This window comes from Streptomyces marinisediminis, assembly GCF_026262575.1.
GTDB classification, from domain to species: Bacteria; Actinomycetota; Actinomycetes; order Streptomycetales; family Streptomycetaceae; genus Streptomyces; species Streptomyces marinisediminis.
In genome coordinates this window covers 1-15,371 of the sequence record NZ_JAPKFL010000011.1, presented here as the reverse complement: position 1 = coordinate 15,371, position 15,371 = coordinate 1, and the positions used below count along the sequence as shown (strand labels likewise).

12 protein-coding genes and 2 pseudogenes are annotated in these 15,371 nt (G+C 66.5%); 7 read left to right on the top strand and 7 right to left on the bottom strand.

Features of this window, described 5'->3' with window-relative positions; translation table 11 throughout:
* Positions 1 to 139 precede the first annotated feature (139 nt).
* Complete coding sequence (locus tag OSB71_RS10910) at positions 140 to 880, top strand: class I SAM-dependent DNA methyltransferase (protein WP_265946979.1); 741 nt, start codon at positions 140 to 142, stop codon at positions 878 to 880.
* Between the two features lie 46 nt (positions 881 to 926).
* On the opposite strand, the gene OSB71_RS10905 is transcribed toward OSB71_RS10910, so the two are convergent.
* Entirely contained in the window at positions 927 to 1,739 is an 813-nt protein-coding gene (locus OSB71_RS10905; RefSeq protein WP_265946977.1) for an IS5 family transposase, read from the bottom strand.
* Positions 1,740 to 1,914: 175 nt separating this feature from the next.
* On the opposite strand from OSB71_RS10905, the pseudogene OSB71_RS10900 reads away from it, so the two are divergent.
* The 4 genes and pseudogenes from OSB71_RS10900 to OSB71_RS10885 all read left to right on the top strand — a co-directional run.
* Positions 1,915 to 2,519, top strand: a pseudogene (locus OSB71_RS10900) (IS5 family transposase); the annotation flags it as partial.
* A gap of 319 nt (positions 2,520 to 2,838) precedes the next feature.
* A complete protein-coding gene (locus tag OSB71_RS10895) occupies positions 2,839 to 3,456 on the top strand; it encodes a tyrosine-type recombinase/integrase (protein ID WP_265946975.1) in 618 nt (205 codons plus the stop codon).
* A 230-nt stretch (positions 3,457 to 3,686) separates the two neighbouring features.
* Positions 3,687 to 3,893, top strand: a complete 207-nt coding sequence (locus tag OSB71_RS10890) for a helix-turn-helix domain-containing protein (protein ID WP_265946973.1) — start codon at positions 3,687 to 3,689, stop codon at positions 3,891 to 3,893.
* Between the two features lie 66 nt (positions 3,894 to 3,959).
* The gene (locus OSB71_RS10885; RefSeq protein ID WP_265946971.1) at positions 3,960 to 5,048 is read left to right on the top strand and encodes a tyrosine-type recombinase/integrase; all 1,089 of its coding nucleotides are present in this window, start codon (positions 3,960 to 3,962) and stop codon (positions 5,046 to 5,048) included.
* A 62-nt stretch (positions 5,049 to 5,110) separates the two neighbouring features.
* Here OSB71_RS10885 and OSB71_RS10880 read toward each other — a convergent pair whose 3' ends face one another.
* Positions 5,111 to 5,254 carry a hypothetical protein gene (locus OSB71_RS10880; protein ID WP_265946969.1) on the bottom strand — a complete coding sequence of 48 codons (144 nt, stop codon included), beginning with the start codon at positions 5,252 to 5,254 and terminating at the stop codon, positions 5,111 to 5,113.
* A 172-nt stretch (positions 5,255 to 5,426) separates the two neighbouring features.
* Between OSB71_RS10880 and OSB71_RS10875 the strand changes: the two genes are divergently transcribed.
* Complete coding sequence (locus tag OSB71_RS10875) at positions 5,427 to 5,561, top strand: hypothetical protein (protein ID WP_265946967.1); 135 nt, start codon at positions 5,427 to 5,429, stop codon at positions 5,559 to 5,561.
* Between the two features lie 126 nt (positions 5,562 to 5,687).
* Here OSB71_RS10875 and OSB71_RS10870 read toward each other — a convergent pair whose 3' ends face one another.
* The 5 genes and pseudogenes from OSB71_RS10870 to OSB71_RS24630 all read right to left on the bottom strand — a co-directional run.
* The gene (locus OSB71_RS10870) at positions 5,688 to 8,672 is read right to left on the bottom strand and encodes an RNaseH domain-containing protein (protein ID WP_265946965.1); all 2,985 of its coding nucleotides are present in this window, start codon (positions 8,670 to 8,672) and stop codon (positions 5,688 to 5,690) included.
* Positions 8,673 to 8,763: 91 nt separating this feature from the next.
* Entirely contained in the window at positions 8,764 to 12,063 is a 3,300-nt protein-coding gene (locus OSB71_RS10865; protein ID WP_265946963.1) for a hypothetical protein, read from the bottom strand.
* Positions 12,060 to 13,310: a restriction endonuclease-related protein gene (locus tag OSB71_RS10860; protein ID WP_265947260.1), complete on the bottom strand. Its 1,251-nt coding sequence runs from the start codon at positions 13,308 to 13,310 to the stop codon at positions 12,060 to 12,062. Before OSB71_RS10860 ends, OSB71_RS10865 begins: the two co-directional genes overlap by 4 nt.
* Before the next feature lie 59 nt (positions 13,311 to 13,369).
* Complete coding sequence (locus OSB71_RS10855; protein WP_416237245.1) at positions 13,370 to 14,350, bottom strand: XRE family transcriptional regulator; 981 nt, start codon at positions 14,348 to 14,350, stop codon at positions 13,370 to 13,372.
* Between the two features lie 66 nt (positions 14,351 to 14,416).
* Positions 14,417 to 14,596: pseudogene (locus OSB71_RS24630) on the bottom strand (helix-turn-helix domain-containing protein); the annotation flags it as partial.
* A gap of 149 nt (positions 14,597 to 14,745) precedes the next feature.
* Here OSB71_RS24630 and OSB71_RS10850 point away from each other — a divergent pair.
* Positions 14,746 to 15,192: a transposase family protein gene (locus tag OSB71_RS10850; RefSeq protein WP_323055269.1), complete on the top strand. Its 447-nt coding sequence runs from the start codon at positions 14,746 to 14,748 to the stop codon at positions 15,190 to 15,192.
* The last annotated feature ends 179 nt before the right edge of the window (positions 15,193 to 15,371 follow it).

The following is a 15,371-nucleotide window of genomic DNA, read 5'->3' as shown; positions in this document are numbered from 1 at the left end:
CGGGGCCGATGATCCGGGGTGCGGGTGGTTCGGCCGAAGCCATGGGAAGGCGACGACGAGTTGCGGGCGGTGCGCGCTGCGTCGCGGAGAACGTAAATGCGTCGACAGCGCCCCTCGGCACCCGGCAAAGTGGCCGCCCGTGACGAGTAGTGAACTGTGGACCCGTGCGACCGCCGACCGCTACGACGCCGAGGAGGCCGAAGCGTCCTCGGCTGCCGTTCTCGGACCGACTCTCACCTTCCTCGCCGATCTCGCCGGAGACGGCCGGGCACTGGAGTTCGCCATCGGAACCGGACGAGTGGGAGTCCCGCTCCGGGAACGCGGCGTGCCGGTGGTGGGCATCGAACTGTCCGAGCACATGGCAGCGGTGCTGCGGCGCAAGATCGACGAGGACACCCTCCCGGTAGTCATCGGGGACATGGCCACCACCGTCGTTCCCGGCGGGTTCACCCTGGTCTACCTCGTCTACAACACCATCACGAACCTGCTCACGCAGGACGAGCAGGTCGAGTGTTTCCGCAACGCCGCACGGCATCTGGAGCCCGGCGGCCGGTTTGTCATCGAGCTGGGTGTGCCGCCGCTGCGGCTCCTGCCGCCCGGCCAGGTCGCGGTGCCGTTCGACGTCTCTCAGCAGCATCTCGGCTTCGACACCTTCGACCTGGTCGAGCAGATCCTCGTCTCGCACCACTTCACCCGCGACGGCGACGACGGCCGCTACCGCCGCGAAAACTCCCGGCACCGGTACGCCTGGCCGGCGGAGCTCGACCTGATGGCGCGGATCGCTGGGCTCGAGCTGGAACGTCGCGTCGCGGACTGGGACGGGGCTCCGTTCACCCAGGACTCCGCGAAGCACATCTCCGTGTGGCGCAAGCCAGCCTGAGGTCGGCCACCAGGCCATCAACGTTGGCCGTGCCTGTCTTGAACTTCTATCGGGAGTTCAGGCGTCGCCAGCAGATCAGTGCGCATCCAAGGGCGAGGAAGGCTTCGTGGATGTCGTCGCGGATCTCCCAGCGGATCCGCAGGCGGCGGAACCAGTGCAGGTGGGCGAATGCTCGCTCCACGACCCATCGTTGCGTGCCCAGGCCCGAGCCGTGCTCGGTGCCCCGGCGGGCGATCAGCGGCTTCACGCCGAGATCCCGGACGAGGCGGCGGTACTTGTCGTGGTCATAGCCGCGGTCGCCCAGCACCACGCCCGGGCGCCGCCGGGGCCGGCCTCGCTTGCCCCTCACCGGCGGCACTGCCTGAAGCAGCGGAATCAGCTGGGTGACGTCGTTGCGGTTGCCGCCGGTCAAGGTGGCGGCGAGCGGGATACCCGTGGCGTCGGTGATCAGGTGATGCTTGCTGCCCGTCCTGCCCCGGTCAACGGGGCTTCGTCCCGTCTTGGATCCCCCTTTCAATGCCCGTATGTGGGAGCCGTCGACGGCCGCCCGGGAGAAGTCCAGGGCGTTCACGCTGCGAAGCTTGGCCAGAAGGACCTCGTGTAACCGGGGCCAGACTCCAGCCTCGGTCCACTCGGCCAGGCGGCGCCAACAGGTCATGCCCGAGCCGAAGCCGAGTTCCTGCGGCAGATGTTCCCAGGCGATCCTGGTGTGCAGGACGAACAAGATGCCCTGGAACACCAGCCGGTCCGGATGCCGCCTACGCCCGGGATGCAGGGGCCGACGCTCCACCTTCGGTAGCAGCCGCTCGATCACCGCCCACAGCTCGTCGTCGACTTCCCACGGCTTCGGCCGAGCCACCCCAACCCCCGGATCATCAGTCCCGCAGTGATCCAACCACCTTGGAGATCATTTCGTTAGGAGTTCTTAGTCAGAGGTCGATCTTCGGTGCCTTCGAGGACGACCGGTACGGACTACCTAAAAAGCCCTTGGTCATCGGCGCCCCTGGATGGCGTAAGAACGGCTAACACACGGCTGGCGCCGGCTGCGGGACTGGAACGAGGCAGGCGTCTGGGAGGAACTGCACGAGGTGCTGCTGGCCGAGCTCAACGCCGCAGCCCGGCTGGACTGGTCCCGGGCCGTGGTCGACTCCAGCCACATCAGGGCCATAAAAGGGGGCTCCAGACCGGCCCGTCGCCGGTCGACCGGGGACGGGCAGGATCCAAGCACCACCTGATCACCGACGGACACGGCACCCCGCTCGCCGTCATCCTCGCCGGCGGCAACCGCAACGACATCACCCAGCTCATGCCCCTGCTGGACGCCATCCCGCCGGTCCGCGGACGCGTGGGGCACCCGCGCCGCAGACCGGACGCGCTCTTCGCCGACCGCGGCTACGACCACGACATCTACCGCGACCAGGTCCACGCCCGCCGCATCGTGCCGGCCATCGCCCGCCGCAACACCCGCCACGGCAGCGGCCTGGGCACCTACCGGTGGGTGGTCGAGCGAACTTTCGCCTGGCTCCACGGCTTCCGACGTCTACGCATCCGATGGGAACGCCGCGCCGACATGCACGAAGCCTTCCTCAAACTGGCCTGCTGCCTGATCACCTACCGACAGCTCGGCTCATTGTGTTAGCCGCTCTTAGAAGGCGCCTGCTCTCTCTTCGCGTTTCCTGGCCGCCGAGGGGCAGGTATGGGAGGGTTCGGAAAGATTCGCCGATAGCAGACACATTGAGTCCCATACGTACTGGATTAGCTCGGCGAAGGAAGCAAACATAGAGCGGCCTTGAGAAAGCAGAACCTGCTCTCTGTGCATCGATCGGGACCGCGAGAGGTGCGTCGCGGGCGCAACATAGCCGACGATCGCCGGTTGGCCAAACCGGCGTTTCTGCAGACTATTGAATGACCAGGGGATGCCGACGCGTCCCGATGTCTCGTGTGAGGAGTCGTGTAGCTTGTCGAAGCTGGCAATAGGTGAATCGTCCTTGCTCTCTGCGGACCATATTCGCGCCCTTCTGGAGTGGGTCCAGGAGGAATCTTCGGGGGCCGTTTTCCCTTTCCTCGCCTGCATGGCGGGCACCGCGCTTTCGCCGGGTGAAGCAGCCGCGGTCCGGGTGCAGGACGTGACGCTCCCGGATGGGGAGTTCGGAGAGGTGCTGGTCCGGGCCGGCGAGGGCCGGAGGGTTCCTCTCTCCCCGGACATCGTGGGTGTGCTGAGGCGCTGGATCGACGAGGCGGGTTTGGAAGCTGAAAACCTGCTGTTCCCAGCCGAGCTAGGTGGGCCGTTGGCGTCCTTCGAGTACAAGAGGGCGTGGAGGCAGGCCCGCCAAGCGGTGTTGAGCCCGGACGAGGTGCTGACGGGCTTGGGGGAGCAGGTCTCCGGCCTGCGCGACTCCTGTCTGGACCGCTGGCTTGAGGCGGGCGTTCCTGCATGGGGCGTCGCCGAGTGGGCTGGCGTGAGTGCGAGCTGGATTGCGTTGCGGTACCCGCACCGCTTCCGACTGGAAGACATTGAGATCGACTGGGACCACCTGAAAGAGATCCTGCGCCTTCCGGACATTCCCGAGCGGTAGTTTCCCGTCCCACGCTCCGACTCACGATCCGAGCGCAGGAGCACCGCCGCATGCATCCCGAACGTCGGCGGTCCACGTTTCACGCGGCCGTGTCACATGGTTCGGCCCCCTCAGCGATCTGGTCCCACTGTCCTGACAGGGCCGGTTGACCTGCGCCGTGGACCGCCGACAGCCCGGCTGAATCAGTTCGCCTGCTTGGCCTTTCCCTCTCTGTTTCCGAGGACTCGCGCATGCCTGCCCGTTTGCTGTCCATCCCCGCTGTCGCCGCCGCCCTGGACGTCGACCGCCGCACCGTCTACCGCTTCATCGCCGCCGGCGACCTCCCGGTCGTCGACCTGCGCACCGGGACGGAACGATCCCGCGTCCGTGTCCCTGCTGCCGAGTTGGAGGAGTTCATCGCCAGGAGGCTGGTTGGTTTCCCGCGCCCCCGTCGGTGAGCTCTCGCCCCCAGTCCAGCCCTCACCGCTTCCGAACGAAGGAGTAGTACCGCGTACCTGCGTAAATTGAAGTCCGGCAAGTGGCAGGCCACCGTTCGCAACCGGGCCGGAGACCGGTTCAGCGAGTCCTTCCCCCTCAAGGCCCAGGCGCGGGCCTGGGGCATCGAGCTGGAGACCGAATTCGCCCGCGGAGGCATGCGCGACCCGCGGGCCGGCGAAACCAAGTTCCGCGAGTGGCACGACCGGTGGTGGAGCGCCCGCATCGTCGAACCCCACACCCTCCGGGGCGACGCGTCCAGCATCAAGAACCACGTCATGCCCTACTGGGCAGACTGGGAAATGCGGGCCATCACCCGCATGGACGTCCAGAGCTGGATCCGCTCCCTGGTCGAGAAGGGCGCAGGCCCTGCCGCGATCAAGCGGGCCTACAACCTGACATCGTCCATCATGCGCGCGGCGGTCGACGACGATGTGATCGCGGTGAGCCCGTGCCGCAGCATCGATCTGCCTCCGATCGCGGTCAAACCGCCGCAGTGGTTCACGCCAGACCAGGCGCAGAGCATCCTCGACGGACTTGCCCCCGCCTGGCGGACGATGTGCCTGCTCGGCTTCTACACCGGACTGCGCTGGGGCGAGCTCTCCGGCCTGCACCGCCACCGCATCGACGTGCGCCGCTCGCGCCTGTTCGTGGTGGAGGTCAATACCAAGAGCGGCATCAAGGAGTACCCCAAGAGCTCCAAGAGCCGCCGGGAAGTCCCGCTCCCGCACCACGCACTGGAGGCTCTCGAACGCCACATCCACCGGCTCGATCGCGACGCGGTGGTGTTCACCACCATCACCAAGGGCCGCTCAGGGCGCCTGCTCGCCGATGGCAACTGGCGACGGCACACGTGGTGGCCTGCCGTCGAGGCCGCCTACCACTTCGGCGACGACGGTGAGTTGCAGCTCGTCCCGCACTACCCGCCGCACTCCATGCGCCATACCTGCGCTTCGTGGCTTGTCCAGAGGGGAGTCTCGCTCTACGAGGTCCAGCACCTTCTCGGCCACGAGAGCTTCCAGACCACCCAGCGCTACGCCCACCTCCAGCCGGACGCCCATAAGGCTGTGCTGGGAGCCTGGGAACGCATGGAAACCCCGCTCACCATCGTCGCATGAACGTTCCTTTGCCCTGTCCTCCACGGACAGGGCAAAGGCGTTTCCCGGTTGAGCCGGCCGGGTCACGTTCGCGGGTCGGTTGTCCAGTCGCCGGGAAGCGTCCAGCGGCCGTCTGCGTCGAACGGCCACGCGTAGGCGTAGGCACCGATCTTCGCCAGCTCACGCAGCGCCTCCCGCTCGGCAGGCGGATCCACAGGAGTGCGCAAGGGCTCCCTCAAGGGGTCGAGTTGCACCGCGTACGCCTCAGCCCATTCCAGCCAGTCCGCCTCGTCCGTCGCGACCGGCGCCTCGCCTGCTCGGGCGCGGGCTGTCTGGCAGAAGGCGCATCTCTTCGGTCTGCCGCCAGGCCCGAATCTGCCCGGTAAGAATCGTCGCCCTGTGCTGCTCGATCTGCTGCTCGCGGGCCCGCGCGACGGCCGCGTACCAGCGGCGCCGTTGCTCGGCCTCACGCAGCTCCTTCTCCTGCTCACGGCGGTCGGCTTCCGCCGCAAGGCGTTCGAGATCCTGCAGTAGATGTCCCAGCCGTGACTCCAATGTCCAGCGGGCGCCGTCGAGATGAGTGCGACCAGCGTTGCTGCGTACGGTGGCGGCCTCATCTTCGAGGCCGCCACACAGTACGGCTCGGAGCCGTCCCTGTACCTAAAGGTCGGTGCCGCTGGCTTCCCTCAAAATTTCGATGCTCTCAAAGTCCTTCGGCGCGGAGCGTCGGTACTGGGGGTGGCCAAGGTCCATCTGAAGCGCGGCGTGGAGCGGGGCCGGGTATCGCGTCCGGTCTGACCAGGAGAGCGCCTGGTGGCAGAGCCGAGCCGCGGCAACCGCGAGAGTCTCTCGGTCGTAGCCGTCCCGCGTGTGCATGGGGGTGATCTCCCTGGTGGTCATGCTGTACCACGGTGCGTTGAGTTCGTTCTCCTTGCGTTCGTCGGCATTCTTCGATGCCTTCCCGGGGCCTGCGCGCCAGCGGGTATTCCACTGCCCGTGGCGCTTCTTGCCGTAGTTGCGGGGTTCGGTGAACAGGAACCAGGGATGGCCTTCGGGCCGGGATTCCGGGTAGTAGAGGTCGCTGGAGGTCTTGACAGTGACGGTCTTGCCGTTCTTCTGCTTTTCGGTGACGGCGACCAGGCGGGGCATTTCCGCCTGCGCGCAGTTCATGCGGATGATGCTGACCGGGTTCCAGGACGGGGGCAGTCCGCTTGCGGGGAGCCAGAGGCGCGGGTCGCCGGGATCTTTTCCGAGGCCCTGCTTGTTGTTGTGGAGGCCGGGCCATACGCGGCGGCTGGCGTGGCCGTCGATCATCAAGGCGTAAGGCAGGCCGTCGAGCTCATCGTGGAGCTCTTGGAGGGCGGTGCGGACGTCTTCACCGGCCTGCGCCCAGCGCTGGATTTCGCCGTCGCCGTTTTCAGTGTGAAGAGGGTAGTTGGCGGCGTGGAAGTTGCTCTGTGCGAGGGCGTAGTGCTCCCACTGCGGGTGGATGTTGCTCCAGGCGATCATGTGCCACGGGCCGCCGGGTTCAGGGGAGGGGATGATTGCGCTGGCGGTGATGATCCTTTTGGGCTGGCCCTTGTACTTGCGGTCCGTGGCCTGCTTGCGGATGTGGATGCCGCAGAAGGCCATGCGGGGCAGCGGGTAGGGGTCGTCGTCGGGGTAGAGGGCACGCTCGAACCGGTCGTCCACGACCCCGCATGAACGGTAAAGGTCCAGCAGACCCATGTAGACGCGGTGGTCTTCGAAGGCTTTCGCGGGCTTCTTGATGATGTTGAAGGTCTTGGTGAACGGGTCATACTCGCGGCCGATGAGGAATTGGGACGGCACTGCGGCCTTGGCGAGCTCCCGTACGACTTGGTGCTTGGCGTCATTCTCCGCGAGGACGGTCTTCACTTCGGCGGGCTTCATGCCCTCGTGTTCCTCGCCGCGCACTGGGATCTCTGTTTCACACCAAGCGGCGAGGAGGACGCCGGGTTCTGCGAACGTGCCGCTGATCCTTTGGGCGTCGGTGGCGCGCTGAGTGCCGGGGCCGTGCTCCAGCAAGGATTCGGCGTTGCAGAAGACAGCTTCGATGCCGTCAGCGAGTGGGAATGACTTCTTTCCGTCGGGGTCAGGATCGATGCCCTCCGGGTCCAGGCCGTAGGGGTGGGCGAGGCCGTGGATCATCCGCGTAAGGGTCGCGTCGCGGTACCACAGGCACAGGATGCGGAGTTTCTCGTATCCGGCTGCCTCGATGGAACGGCGGATACCCTCCGGGGAGGGCTTGCCGATGAGATCGACGTATTCGCCATCCTGCTTCTTCTGTTTCTTCTCTTTCTCCTGGGCGGCGGAGGCGGGCTCGTGGGAACGCTTACCGAAGACGTTCCCCTTCGACTTCAGGTCGAGCGGGGAGACGGCGTCACCGAAGACTCGCTGGATGTGTTCCCGCAGCAGCGAGAGATGGTAGATGCCGGCGCCGGTACCGACAGCGAAGGAGTCCGTCTTCGGCATGGTCGGCCTGATCGCTCCAGGAGGAGGGGTCAGGATGTCGATCCTCTTGCCGTTTTCGTCCCTGACGTTCAGGCGGCTGCGCTCATCGGCCACGCGTTCCTCGATGGCGTTCAGCGATGACCGGTCGGCGTCCATCTTCGCCAGGATTTCCAGCGCGTGCTTGTTCGTCTGTCGCAGACCGCGGCCATCCAGGGACACAGACATGATCGGCCGGTCTGGTCCCTGGTCCACGAGAACGGTGCTGGCGTGGATCACCGTGTTGTTGATGCGCCGGATGTGGGCGTCAAGATTCAGGACGGGGTTCGGCTCGGCCGTGTAGGTGGCCATCTTCACCGACAGGCGGGACAGCGCGTACTGGACTTGGCTGCGGGTGGGGTTCTCGGGACGGGCCTTGACTGCTTCGGCGAGGTCGACCGGGTGGGCGAGGGTGGCGAAGATCGGGCCGATGGGCTGTTCCCAGGCGATCAGGTCACCGTTACTGATGGGCCGGTACTGCACGGCCGCGACGTTCTCGGAGGGCTGCCAGTCGACGGTCCTGTGTTTCACCTGGCCGTTCGCCGCCTCGTACGCCTCACGGACCGGCTCGACTTCCCGGTCCAGGAAGGGCTTTGACGCCAGCTTCTTGGCGATGTGCCACTTCACCGCCTCATAGGCCCAGCTGTCCGGGCTGGCGGGCTTGCCGTCTTCCTCCTGGAGGATGTTCTTGGCAAGGCTGCGGTGCTCAGGAGTGACGTCCGTGACCAGTGGGGCCAAGGTGGGTGGATCCATGAAGGGGATCTCGTCCAGAGGGACACGTCGGACGATGCCTTCCAGGTAGGTGAAGACCGTTCTAAGGGTGTCGGGCTCCACAGGGTTGAGCGTGACCATGAAGGCCAGGTTCTTGTCCAGGTAGACGTAGCCATCGGTGATCTGTTGGAGCACGGTGACAGCGATGGAGTAGGGGACCAGGAAGGGGTCGGATTCCTGGACACCCTTGATCCATTTTCCGTTCTGTGAGGCCGTGCTCCCCAGTTCCCGCCAGGCCGTGCGGATGGGTGAGTGGTAGTCGCCGAAGTCCCAGACCAGGGCGGTCATGCCGTCCAGGAGCTCGGGGGTGCACCGGATGGATGTGGTGTGCGCGGTGAGATCCCGCTGCGTGTTGCTTCGCCCCATGAGCGGGGGTACCTCGTCTCTCGGTCTCTCCGTTTGGGAGAGGATGCGGGTCCGTCTCCGCCGCGGCAAGGCGGTGACAGGCGTGGTCAGTTCAGAGCGTCTCGCGGTCGAGCCCTGCGTAGGTCAGGAATGCCTGAAGCGCTTGACCGTAGAGCTCATTCATGATGTCGCGCTGTTTCCGCGTCCAGTCGCGGTAGATCTGTTCGATGATCGTGGCCAGGTCGGAGCTGAACTTCTTGTCGTGGATGGAGTGGTCCACGATGTGGAGGGTCATGTCGGTCTCGCCCCGCCGGGCACGGCCGGCGAGCTGGATGAGCAGGACGAGCATGCCTGCGACGAGTTCCTTGCGCAGGTCGTGGTCCATGTTGGAGAACCGGGCCGGGGAGCGAAGGATCTTGGTGAGTTGCTTCCAGGAGGCTTCGCCTGCTGTGCGCAGGACGGCCAGGGGCTCGTCGCTGCCGCCGGCGGGAAGGGTGTTGTAACCGGCGGCGTTGACGCTTGCGTGCAGCCAGTCGGTGTCCTCAATGCTCAGGACAGGCCGGACGCACAGATAGATGTCGCGGACTGCCGAGCGCGTTCCGACGACGATGTTCAGGCCCCGGCCGATGACGGCGAGGGGAGCGATCAGGATCTCTCCGCGGTCGGGGAACTCCTTGAGCTCTTCGCGGACCATCCGGTCCACGTGGGCAGGCAGGTGCTCCTCGTAGTTCTGTTTCTCCGGCTTCTTCACCAGCAGGCAGATCCGGTAGTTCAGCCCGTCGGCCTGTGCCACCCCGGAGGCGAGGTAGGCGGCCTGCTCATAGGAGTTGACGGCGAGGATGACGCGAGCCCGTTCCGGTTCGTGCTTCTCCAGGCGGGCCAGGCGCTTGGCGAGCTGCTGCTCGTACAGGCCCCGGCCGAGATCGCGCAGTGCGTTGGGCTTCAGCTCTGGCGGGAGACCCCCGATCCTCATGGCATCCCCGCTGCTGCCCCGTACAGGCGTGGCGAGGGTGACGATGGACTCCGGACGGGTGTCGGGGAGCCACCAGCGGACCGGGGCATGGATGTGTTCCTGTACGGCCTGTGGTAGGTATGCGGTGGCGGACAGGCCCATGACCGGACGCTGCACGCCGGCCGCCAGCAGGGCGGTGAGGCCGCCGAGTTCGCTGACGAAGGTGTGCGGATCGCCGCCGAAAGAACGTGACAGGAGTTCCGCTTCCTGCTCCTTTTTGTCCATGCCCTTGACCTGGTAGCCGTGGATGGAGCGGCCCAGCATGGCCAGGGGGTAGAGGGTGGCGACCGTGCTGCTGCGCATGCTTTCAAGGATCTTGCGGACCGATCCCAGGTCGAGATAGCGCAGGGTCTGGGCCTGCATGCGCAGCTCGTCCAGCGCGCTGTCGAGTTCCCGTAGCACGGTGCGGGTGATCAACAGGTTCACCACGGCGGCCTGCTGATGCGGATCGGGCACGAGCTCACGCAGGAGCGTGCGCATCGCGTCGCGAGTGTCGGTGAGGTGGTCCTGGCCGCGCTGCGCGGTGAGGATCGTCAGGGCTGTTTGGATGGCGTTCCAGTCGGCTCCGTCGGGAAGCTCGGCCTCCTCATCCGGTTCGGCCGCGTACCAGCGGGCGGGCATGATCTCGTCGAGGAAGGCGAACAGCTCGGGCGGAACGTCGTCGGCCGCGGTCTGGTCGGGGAACAGGAGCTGAAGGATTTCACGGTCCCTCGAGCGGGCCAGGCGCCAGCCGGTGTTGTCACGGCTGGCCCCGTCAGGGCTGTCCGCCTGGTTGCCCGGGTTCAGCCTGAGCCCGCTGCCTGAGCAGAGCCACAGCAGCAGCATCTCAGCCATGAGTCGGGCGTGGCTGACCGGCGCTGCGAGGGCCATCTCATGGACGACGGGGAGGTTCCTGGCGTCCGAGTCGATTTCCCGCAGCGCGGTCGTCCGTTTCCGGGAAGCCAGAGTGAGCTCCGAGGTACAGCGGCTGATGGCGGCCGTCTGGAAGGCATCGATCTCATCGATCACCAGCGCATCGCAGGCACGGAGCGTCATCTCCAGCACGCTCATGCCCCTGGTGCCACGTGCCTTGCCACGGAACTCCTGCCCGTCCAGGACGACACCGATGCGTGTGCGGCCTTCCAGGAGGTTGGCGTGGTTGGTGACGATCACGGCCGCGTCGGTGGCCCGGTAGAACTGCTGGAACTTGCCGCACACCGGGGCGAACGAGCACGTGAGCCGGGTGGAGCCGGTGGGCGCAGAAGTCAGCGAGGTGCAGTTCTCCTCCCCGTACGGGTACAGGGTGGGCGGGTCCATCAACGCCCGCTGCGCGCAGCCGGCCGACAGCAGCGCGATATCGGTCCTGGCGCGCCGATCCCATTCGTCGATCTGGGTGGAGGTGCCCAGGGCGGCGTAGTCCATGGCCCGCCGGTGCATGCTCGACGGGGACATCAGCGGAGTGCAGTGAGCGGGCTCGGCTAGGTGCTTGTTCTTGTGCAGATAGGCCAGGTCGTTGTTGATGTCCCAGGCCATGTCCAGGGTGGCGCGGACATCGGTGACAGCGAGGGCGATCCGCCGGTCGTTGAGCGCTGCCCAGGACGCCATGACCCGTACGAGTACCGTTTTGCCGCTACCCGTGGGGGCGTTGAGGACCTGCAGGTCTCCGGTCGTCAGGTCGAGTTCGGTCAGCTCGCCGTCGGTCGCCTTCATTGCCTTGAAGAAGCGCTTGAGCACCTTGTGCAGGTAGGCGACGCTCTTGTCCTGGCCGCTGAGGATCTTGGCGACATCCAGGAGTTGGTTCACTGTCGGCGCGACCCGGTCGCGCTGCGGGCGGGTGTGCACCTGCGGGAGCACCTCGTGGCCGGGCGCTTCAAGGAAGCCGGGAGTCGCCTGGATATGGATCTCCCTGCTGGTCGTGCCGTGCTCTTGGCCCAGGTAGGCCGTCCTCGTCTTGAGGGTTCCCGGGCCCGTGAACGCCTGCGCCTTGGGGCGCTTGCCGAAAGTGAAGAACGGCCCGGTGACCCGCTGTGCGTAGCCGAGGAAATCCCCTCCCACCCTGGGGATCACCGCCTCGGCCAGCTGCGGGTCTCCGGCCGGCAGCCGCAGCGAACCTCCCGACCGGTCCGCGAGGTCGGGATCGGGGGCCAGGGTGCCTAGGAGTGCGAGGACGGCGGCCCGGAGTTTCTTCGCATCCGTCCATTCGGGAGCCATCAAGGCCATCACCTGACGGATCAGGTTCCGCTCGGCCACTGGCAAGCTCGCCCATTCCGACCATGCGTGCGGCTTGCGGTGGGCGAAGAACGTGGCCTCTTCGAAGCCGGCCAGGATGCGCCCCTCGTCGTCCTTGCGGGGAAAGTAGTGCGCGGCCAGAGCGAGTGCTCCAGCCAGGCCGGCTTCCTTCCCCGTCATCTCCCCGCTCACGCCTGGCCCTCCTTGATCTGCGTGATGACCATCTCCAGGTAGTCCGTCGCGGTCATCGCCGCCTTCATCCTGTATGTGCGGCACACCGCATGGAGCTGGGCCACCTGGTCCTGGCGATGGTCGGGCACCACCAGGTACTCGGCGCCGCCCTTATCGCCGCCGTCCATGTGGAGCTTGCTGACCAGGTGATTCGGCCAGGTGTAGTCCTTGAAGTCAGCAAGAAACTGCGGCTGTTCGCTGCCTTCGCGGGTGATCCACAGGTCACACTGGTCCCCGTTGGGCCACAGATGTGATGTCCAGGCGGTCCCCTCCAGGGCCGCCGCGGCGGCTCGGTGCAGCGCCAGTTCGGGTAGGCCAGGGATGACGGTGTAGCGCCACACCGGCCGTACCAGCGCCATGTACTCCGCGGCCGGCTTGGCCTGCGGCACGTGCGGTAGGGCCCCGGTCCACAGGCGTGCGAACCGGTCAGACGGGGCCCGGCATTCGAACGTCGGACTCAGCTCGGGGGCCGACTTTTTGCGGGCGGTCACGACGAACTCGTACGACGCGCCCGTTTCCTCATGCCAGGGGTACAGACACCGCACCCTGCCTCTTGTACGCGCGCCCGTGCGGGCAGCAGTCACCTTCATCGGCCACTTGCAGGCAGGGCAGGGCCACCACCAGCCGTTGAACTGCGCGTACTGGGCGATCGGCTTGAAGAAGTCGTTCGCCCGGGACGGCAGCTTGAGCTCCGCGAGACTGCCCGCCGGCACCGTCGGGTTCTCAACCAGCGTGGAGCGGTGCCTCTGGTAGAAGGAGCCCTTGATCGCGCTGAAGACGGCTTCCTGGCTGTACTCGTCATCCAGCTTCGGTTTCGTTACCTGCCCGGTGAACTTGCCGACCTTCTGCGCGGCCCGCAGGACGCGCTGGGCTTCGTGCCGGAAGTCGAACCCGTCCTCCGTGGCGACGCCCTCGCTGTCCATGAGCCGCACGCCGGCGAGAGCCTCGCTGTCGATCCAGTCGGGCAGCAGCCCTTCCAGGGAGCCAGCCCGGTCGCCAGTGAGCCTGCCCATCAGTTCGTCGAACAGGATCAGGTGCCCCGGGCCGCAGGCCGCCATCAGGATGCCGTGGGCCTCCATGAGGCGGTCCAGGCGTCTCGGCCCGTCCAGTCCCTCGCCGACCATCGCGTGCTCGCACACGGCGAACGCCTTGACGATCTCCAGCAGTGCGTGAGTCTGCTGAATATCCGTTGTGTCGTCAGCTTGCATCACGCGCCGGACCCTACGGCAGGCCACTGACAACGGGCCCTGGAAATCGCGAAAAGAGTTCAGTCAGAGCTTTCGTCGAGGCCCTCGGTGTCGATACTGGGATACAGGCCGCGGTAGGCGTCGAGGTGGTCGATGATGTGGCTCCGCCCGGAGTCGGTGAGGAACCACCGGTACGGTCCATGAGCCACTCCGTCGGGGTGCCGCAACACGATGAAGCCCCGGCTCGGGGTCCGTCCGTCAGGGCTTTGCCCCACCGCCAAGTAATGCGGCCCACGTCCGGCGAGGCTGCCGTCCACCCCCTGCGCCCCGGCGCGCGCGACCCTAACCATGATCTTCCACAGCCACAACGACAGCAGCGGCGCGGGTGGCCCTGCTTCCCGGGGAACCCCGAGGGCCGCACGGGCCACCGCTCGCCCGCGCCGGGTCATCTCCACCCGGGTACGCGGGATATCCCCCAGCCCATCGACATACAGCCGGTCCCGGTACACGACGATCAGGCCCCGCCGCTCCAAAGCGGCCACCGACGATCCAGCTCCGGGGTCGTGTACACCCGCTGCGCGCAGCCCCTCCTGAATGCGGGTGTACCCGACTACATCAGACGAGGCGGAGACCGCCAACGTCATGCGCCGCCATTCGGCTGCCGGCCGTTGTTCCGCTCCCACCAAGCGGTCCTGCCGCTGTTCTTCCTCTACCTCCTGGTCGTGACGGAAGATGCACGTCAGATAGGTACGTTGCCGCTCGTTGAGGGCCCTCCATACAGCCATCGACTCCTCGGAAGGCTGACGTGGACGTCGGACGGGAAGCACTGGGAGAGGGTCCTCCGGGCGGCTGCGGCGCCAGGCATCCATCACCACCCGGTCGGGGACTCTATAGACCTGGGCGATCATGTGCGCCACCCTCCCCAGGGTCTCCGGAGATCCCCACATCCAGCCGCGCACACGTCTGCCACGCTCAAGATCGCGGATCTTCTCGGCGCTGATATGCAGGCCGTGTGCACCACGCTTGCGTCGTAGAGCTGAGGCGGCCTCTTCCGTGCTCAAGCCAGCATCACGACGCAAGTCGGCCAGGCTCTCGGTACCCGGTTCGCGCCCTGTCAGCTCCTGCGCACCACATCGCAGAACCTCTAGCAATCGGCCGAAAGCTCGGTCACCAACAGTCCGTGTTCCCGCTTCCCAGTGGCGTACAGCACGTGGCGTAACCCCTACAGCCTCGGCGAGCTGTTCCACGCTCATGTCTCTGAACAGTCGTTGGCGTTGCAGGGCCTGGGGACGGAGGGACTGTGCCATACCGGAAGCAAAACGTAGTGAACAGTTCACTGCAACTGTTCACGACGGGGCGATCCTGATCCCGGCCAAGCCGGTTGCGGGCATCTACCGTCCAGAGCTTCGGGCCATCACTGGTTGCCCCTTAGGACGCGCGCGGTCCGTGCTTCTCGGTGGGCAGGGGGGCGAAGGTGCCGAGCATCGGTTTGGCCGCAAGCCGCGCGGGGGTGCGCCACGGTGTGAACGTGCAGGTGGTCACCGATCCGGACGGCCGTTTGCTGTGGCTCTCACCCGCGCTGCCGGGCCGGTCTCATGACCTGACCGCCGCCCGCACCCGCCGGATCATCCGCATCTGCGAGCGCCAGGGCGTCCCCATCCTGGCGGATCTTGCCTACCAGGGCGGTGGCCCCTGGCTGACCAGGGCATCAAACAAAGGCCCCTGCAGGAACTCACCTCCACCGAGAAGACCGTCAACCGGGCCCTGGCCGCGGCACGGGGCACCGGTCGAACGCGGTGTCGCCCGCCTGAAGTCTTGGCGGATCTTCCGCAGAGCCCGCTGCAGCCCGAACCGCATGACGTCAATCGCCAAAGCCGTCCTCACCCTGGAGCGGCAACGCTGAAGAAGCTCACTGAAGAACCACCACACCAAGTCGCCGCTTGCGGCTACGGTGGGCGCGGCGTTTCAGAAGGAGGGGACGTGCCAGAGCTACGGTGGCAGGTCGTGGCCGAGAGCCTCGAACGTAAGTGCAAGGCACCGACGGCCGAGCAGATTACCATCGCCCGCGCCTTGGGCTTGCCC